We start from the raw sequence: 7,090 nt of genomic DNA, 5'->3' as shown, positions 1-7,090 counted from the left end.
GCATCAAAGTTAATACCACCGCCCTGTAAGCCACCTGCCTGAAGGAAAACAAGCATAGCCTGTGTAACCTCATAAATATCTATTGGGAACTGGTCGGTATCCCAACCGTTCTGGTAGTCACCACGGTTAGCATCAAGAGAGCCTAACATACCTGCATTAGCGGCAAGCTGCATTTCATGCTCAAAAGTATGCCCTGCAAGGGTAGCATGGTTAACCTCAAGGTTTAATTTAAAGTCGTTTTGTAATCCGTATTTATTAAGGAAGCCAATACAGGTAGCAGCATCAAAATCATACTGGTGTTTCATAGGCTCCATAGGCTTAGGCTCTATAAGGAATGTTCCTTTAAAACCCTGGCTGCGGGCGTAATCCCTGCATATGGTAAGAAATTGTGCCAGATGGTCCTGCTCACGCTGAATATCAGTATTCAATAAACTCATATACCCTTCACGGCCACCCCAAAAAACGTAGTTCTCTCCACCTAATGCGATAGTAGCATCAATAGCAATCTTAGCCTGTGCACCGGCATAGGCCACTACATCAAAGTTAGGGTTGGTAGAGGCACCATTCATGTACCTTGGGTTGCTGAACAAATTCGACGTTCCCCAAAGCAGTTTAATACCTGTTTCTTTCTGTTTTTCTTTAGCGTATTCTACAACAGCTTTAACGCGTTGTTCGAACTCTTCTAATGTTGGCGCTTCATCTACTAAGTCCACATCGTGGAAACAATAGTAAGGTATACCCAGTTTTTCCATAAACTCAAAACCGGCATCCATTTTATCTTTAGCACGTAATATAGCATCTTCGTTAGTATCCCATGCATGTTTTTCGGTACCAGGGCCAAAAGGGTCACCGCCGGTATTAACCAGTGTGTGCCAGTAGGCCATGGCAAATTTAAAATGCTCTTTTAATGGCTTGCCCGCTACAACACGGTTCTCGTCATACCATTTAAACGCAAGGGGGTTATTGCTCTCGCGGCCTTCAAATTTTATTTTGTCTACCGTTTTAAAGTAGGCTTGTTTAGTTGTACTCATTTTTTTATTTTTGATATCAACGCTTACTCGCATTACCTATAAGAATTTTGATTTGATTCAAAGGATGCATTGTATGTTAAGTAACTCTTTTTTTTTATGGTGAACTTTAAACAACATCTGCAGGATGCAATATTCTAAATTGATTATCAATAACCTGTAAGCCTTTTTTTAACTTTGACAAGATTTTTTAAAATATATACTACAACGTTATACATAATGGTGTTTATGACTACAAGTGTATAACATATTTTTGATATCTCAAAAAATTATATTAATAATTTTGGTATTGTCATTTATTAATAACTATTCTGAGATAACTAATTGTTGTTTTTGCTTGCAGACATTTAGAGTTTTCCTTACTTTCGTTGGGGTTAATAAGAATTATGTTAAAAAAATTTATAGATAAGGAATCTGGCAGGGTAATAGAGCGAACTGTAATGAATTCCATAACAATAGATTGCGTTATCTTTGGGTTTGATAATGGTAGTCTTGAAGTCTTGTTAGTGCAACATGGCGAGGGTATACGTAAAGGAGAGTGGGGCCTTCCCGGTGGTTGGATTAAAGCAAATGAAGGTATAGATGCTGCTGCCCACAGGCTTTTGGCTGAACTTACCGGCCTTGATAAAATTTACCTTGAGCAACTAAAGGCATTTGGCGAAACAAATCGTTTTCCATTAGGCCGTGTAATTACGATAGGTTATTATGCAATGATTAAAAAAGAAGATTTTAATGTAAAGGCGGGTTCTACAGCATCTGATGCCAAGTGGTATAAAATTGAAGATATTCCAAATCTTATTTATGACCATAATGAAATTTTTCAGTACAGCCTTACAAATCTTAGAAACCGTGTAAAGCAAACCCCTGTAGGTTTTAATTTGCTACCCGAAAAGTTTACACTTTTTGAGTTGATGAAATTATATGAAGAAATTTTGGGGATTAAGATGGATAAATCCAATTTTAGGAGAAAAATCCTCCACATGAAATTATTACGCCCATTAGACGAAAAACAAAAAGATGTTACCCACCGCGCAGCCAAGCTTTATGTTTTTGATGAAGCAATCTATGAAAAACTTACCCAAAAAGGATTTAATTTTGAGTTCTGATTTATTGCATTTTTCAAAAGATATTTTTTAAGTATTTGAAAAATTATTTCAAATACTTTATACATTTACAAAAGTTTTGCTTATGGTCTAATTGACTTTTTTTAATGTAAAGTTTATAATTGTCGATGAAAATATCATAGTTTTATCCCTTGGCAGAATGCAGCTGCTAACATCATATTTTAAACCTTAACTATATTAAGACATGAGATATTTCTCAAGATACATTAAATTATTAGTTTTAATCACAATTTGTTGTAGTAATTCAGCTTTAGCTACGGTAAAACTTCCCTCATTTTTTACAAATAATATGGTACTCCAGCAAAGAGCAACTGTGCCTTTATGGGGAGAGAGTACTTCATCATCAGTAAAGGTTACCACTTCGTGGGATAATGCCTCATATACAGCAAAAGTTGCAAACGGTAATTGGCTGGTTAACCTTAAAACGCCTGTTTATGGTGGCCCATATACTATTACTATTGCTGATGATAAAACACTAATGCTTAAAAATATCCTGATTGGCGAAGTATGGTTATGCTCCGGGCAAAGCAATATGGAGATGCCGCTGGAAGGCTGGGGTAAGATCCAGAATTTTAAGGAAGAGATTGCTGCGGCAAAATATCCTGAAATAAGGATTATACAAGCAGAGCACGCAGATAACGCTATACCTCTTACCGACCTTAGAGTGCAAAACGGTGGATGGCAGGTTTGCAGCCCGGCTACAATTGCAGAATTTTCGGCTACAGCCTACTTTTTTGCAAAAAAAATTTACCAGGAAAAACATATTCCTATAGGTTTAATACACAGTTCTTGGGGTGGTACTATAATAGAAGCGTGGACCAGTGCCGGTGCGCTTAAAACGGTACATGATTTTGATGAGGCACTTGCCGCAATGACATCTGACGAAAATAAGGAGGCATTGCTCGCAAAATATAATGCAGATATAAAAGTATGGCTTGCCCTTCTTGAAAAATCAGATAAGGGTATGGAAAATGCAGTACCAATCTGGGCTTCGGCAGACTTTAATGATGCCTCATGGAAAATAATGAAACTGCCCGGTTACATGGAGTTTAATGGTTTGCCGGATGTTGATGGAGTCGTTTGGTTTAGAAAAACCATTAACCTGCCGGAAAATTTTGAAGGTAAAGATGTAACGCTTAATTTTCTTGCAGATGATGATGATAAAGTGTGGGTAAACGGTGTATATGCAGGCACAAGCAGCGGATACAATGTTCCCCGCAGTTATACTATTCCTGCCAACGCATTTAAAAAAGGGAAAAACGTTATTACTATTAGGGTATACGATAGTACAGGTGGCGGGGGTGTATATGGAAGCCCTTCTGACCTTACACTAAAAACAGGGCAGGAAACATTTGCTTTAGCAGGAGATTGGAAATATGCTGTGGGCATAAATACTAAAGATATGCCTGTACAGCCGTCTTATCCTGCGGGGCAGTACAGGCCATCTGCTATATACAATGCCATGATACATCCGTTGTTAAAGTTGCCTCTTGCCGGTGTTATATGGTATCAGGGAGAAAGCAATGCCGAAAGGGCAGAGCAGTACCAAAAATTATTTCCGTTGCTGATTAACGACTGGCGTACAAAATTCGGTAATAGAAACCTGCCATTTTATTACGTGCAACTGGCTAATTATAAAGTCACGAGGACAGAGCCTGTAGAATCTGACTGGGCAGAATTAAGAGAAGCCCAAACTAAAGCATTATCGCTGCCTTATACAGGTATGATCGTAGCCACAGATATAGGCAATGACCAGGATATACATCCTAAAAATAAACAGGATATTGGGGAGCGCCTTGCCCGTATAGCACTTGCTAAACAATATGGTGTAAAAATAGATTATTCGGGTCCTTTATATAAGTCGTATGCCGTAAAGGGAAATGCTGTAACACTTGATTTTACATATAATGAAGGGATAAAAGCAAAAACAGGCGGGCTAAAGGGCTTTGCAGTTGCAGGGGCCGATAAAGTATTTTATTGGGCTGATGCCAAAATAGAAGGTAATAAGATTGTTGTATCATCATCTAAAGTTACCAAGCCTGTAGCAGTACGTTACAACTGGGCAGATAACCCTGATGGAAATCTTACAAACGCTTCGGGTTTACCGGCATCGTCTTTCAGGACTGATACATGGCCCGGAATTACCCACGGAAAGAAATAGCCTATAGTTGCTATTTGTAATACAGAATTAGAACAAAATAGTTCACGGATGGTATATCCTTATAAACACAAAGAACGGTAAGCAATTTACCGTTCTTTGTGTTTTACTACTTATGTAAACTGAAACTGCCACCAATTTTTGGTGGCAGTTAATGTATAATTATAAATTATTTTGTACTAAGGAAGTATTGCATCTACAATGTTTTGGTGGGCTACAGCACCGGTATTGCGGTCAAAAAGCCCCATTGTGTGGTTGTTTTGAGGTAATCCGGCATCCCACCATACAGGTACTAATCCGTAATTTCTGGCCGAAGTACTTACATATTCGATCCAGTATGTCCTGAATGCTTCGTGCCCCGCTACATCTGTGCGCGATATAGCTCCATATTCTCCCAGTATTACACCCACACCCCTGTCGATAAAATTAGTTTTCATTCGTTGAAACTGTGTGTCTACATATGCCTCGTTAGCCCATGTTTCTGTACTTGCAGGATCTGTAGCATTAGTGCCCCACTGTGTAATAGTATTTGCATCGACAAGTGTAAAATTAAACGGGTCATAAAAATGTACTTCCATTAGTAAACGTGTTGGTGTTACATCTTCCGGTATTACTGCAAAATTTACAGTATGGTCAATATTAGTATTAAAGCCCTGCACCGCAAGGTAACGGAAAGCATTGCGCCCGCCTGTGGTACGTACCGCTGTAATAAAAGTTTGGTTAAAGCTGTTTTGTACTGTATAATATTCAGCTGTTGGGGTGCCATAATTGTCAGTTACCATTACCTCATTAGATCCCGCAAAAATTAAATGATAATCATAATCGCGAAAATGCGTAGCAATTTGTTTCCACATTTTGGCAAGCCTGTTGTTAACATATGTTTGTTGCGCATACGTAGGCTGCATCCATCCATTATCCCAATGCTCGTTCATAATTACATACATGTCGTTTGCAATAGCATAATCTACAACCTGTTGTACACGGTTAATCCACGTTGGGTTAATTGTGAAATTAGCTTCATCCGAAAAATTACTCCATGACACCGGGATGCGTATTGTATTAAATCCGGCTGCCTTAACACCATCAATAAGCTGCCTGTTCGCCATAGGGTTACCCCAGGCAGTTTCTCCGCCAATAGCCTCAAGCGTATTGCCTAAATTCCAACCGGTACCCATGTCTGCAGTTAGCTGTACGCTGGTCATGTCGCTCATGTTGGTTGCGTCGGGAGCTATATCATATACAATTATAGTACTGGTATCACCAGATTGCCTTATAGTAACCGGCCTTGTCTCTGTACCGGAAGTTACTGTAATTGTAGCTGTACGCTCATCAGTAGTTTCGTTAGCGGCAACTACCAAACCCGCATGACCTACGCCCTTACCTGCAGTTTCTGATATGGTTAGCCAGTCGGTGCTATTCTCAATCGTCCAGTCGTCGTTTCCGTTTACGTGGATGTTAATGATCGAATTGCCACCAATGGCGTTAAACTGAATAGTTTCCGGGGTAACGGCAAATTCAATTGCTTCACGGCCTGATTTTTTGTCATCGTCAGAGCAGGCTACACTTCCTGCGAATATAACGAGAAGCAGCAACGTTTTAAATAAGGTATTTTTTTTCATGATTGGGTATGTAAATAATTAAATAGAGTTTTCTTGAAATATTTTTAGAGATTATACATTTTGTATAAAATGGGGAATTAACACAAAAGCTATAACGTTTTCAAAAATGGTTAATATGACTACAAGTATAAAACTATTTTTCTATATCAGCAATATGTTTTATGTAAATTTTAATAATTAATAATTTTAATCGAATTTTTACTATATATATGTATTATTTTTATAAAAATTAGTTTTAAGCTTTTGACTCTTGGAATACAAAACTCAATTTGATAATAAATAGTAAACTGATCTTGATATATATGGCTATAGAAATTGGATAAACCGAACTTGATTGACCCCTTTCGCCGATTTAGAATTGACCACTATTTCTATTGGTATACAAGTAATTAGTAGCGTGATTAAAATTGGTGGAGAGGGGTTCAACGTAATTAATTTATGCAATGTGTTATCGACTTCGGAATATGATTTTATAAATTTAAGTTTAGGGCCAATCTTTTTAAATATAGAATTACACCGCTTTAAAAATCATGACGTATAGCTGAATTACATCTTGATTTTTAACTCCTTACGTGGAGTTTTGTGGCACATTTTTAAAATGTGTCAATGTGCCACGATTTTGCCACAAAAACTTTGGGCTTCTTTATAAATTTTGGAGGGGTGCTTAAAAATAAAAAAACCTGCAAATCCTTGAATTTGCAGGTTTTACACGATTTTTGTGGGTTTTTATAAAGTTTGAAAAGTTGCCTTTTTTTACTTTTTTACCCATTTCGTGGGGAGAGAAGGATTCGAACGTAATGCCCGAAACCCCCGCCAATGCTGCATTTTCAAATCTCTAATCAAGGTTGTGCCACGATTCTGCCACAAAAATTAAACCCTGTTTTATAGGAGATTTTATAGTAAAAAAACTTTGTTTTAATAAAGCTAAAACGTTTAAATATAACGGTATAATTCAAAATCACTAGACTACAAAGGTAAATAAAAAAGAAAATATTTCCCATCCAAAAGTAAAACGATTATTGCAAAGCGAGTTTTTTCGCCGGGAATCGAACCTGCTTCGAAAACCCTTGTAAAACCTATATTTTAAAGCATGCAATTAAAACTTGCACCTGATTTGCACCTAAGTTGTAAAGTGTTGATTTACAGTTGTAATTTCATAAA

The 7,090-nt window shown here is 37.6% G+C and carries 4 protein-coding genes; 2 read left to right on the top strand and 2 right to left on the bottom strand.

The features are described from left to right. Positions 1-1,031 (bottom strand): xylose isomerase (xylA, locus tag F565_RS0116985; protein WP_026300132.1); only part of this gene is annotated, 1,031 nt, incomplete at its 3' end. Between the two features lie 383 nt (positions 1,032-1,414). Here xylA and F565_RS0116980 point away from each other — a divergent pair. Beyond that, positions 1,415-2,134 (top strand): NUDIX hydrolase, encoded by a 720-nt coding sequence (locus tag F565_RS0116980; protein WP_020214443.1) that lies wholly within the window; start codon positions 1,415-1,417, stop codon positions 2,132-2,134. 307 nt (positions 2,135-2,441) lie between these two features. Continuing rightward, the gene (locus F565_RS0116975; RefSeq protein WP_020214442.1) at positions 2,442-4,313 is read left to right on the top strand and encodes a sialate O-acetylesterase; all 1,872 of its coding nucleotides are present in this window, start codon (positions 2,442-2,444) and stop codon (positions 4,311-4,313) included. A gap of 176 nt (positions 4,314-4,489) precedes the next feature. Here F565_RS0116975 and F565_RS0116970 read toward each other — a convergent pair whose 3' ends face one another. After that, a complete protein-coding gene (locus tag F565_RS0116970) occupies positions 4,490-5,929 on the bottom strand; it encodes a cellulase family glycosylhydrolase (protein ID WP_020214441.1) in 1,440 nt (479 codons plus the stop codon). Positions 5,930-7,090 lie beyond the last annotated feature (1,161 nt).

Origin of the sequence: Flavobacterium rivuli WB 3.3-2 = DSM 21788 (assembly GCF_000378485.1) — a bacterium.
Classification (GTDB): domain Bacteria; phylum Bacteroidota; class Bacteroidia; order Flavobacteriales; family Flavobacteriaceae; genus Flavobacterium; species Flavobacterium rivuli.
This window is presented reverse-complemented; position numbering and strand designations above follow the sequence as displayed.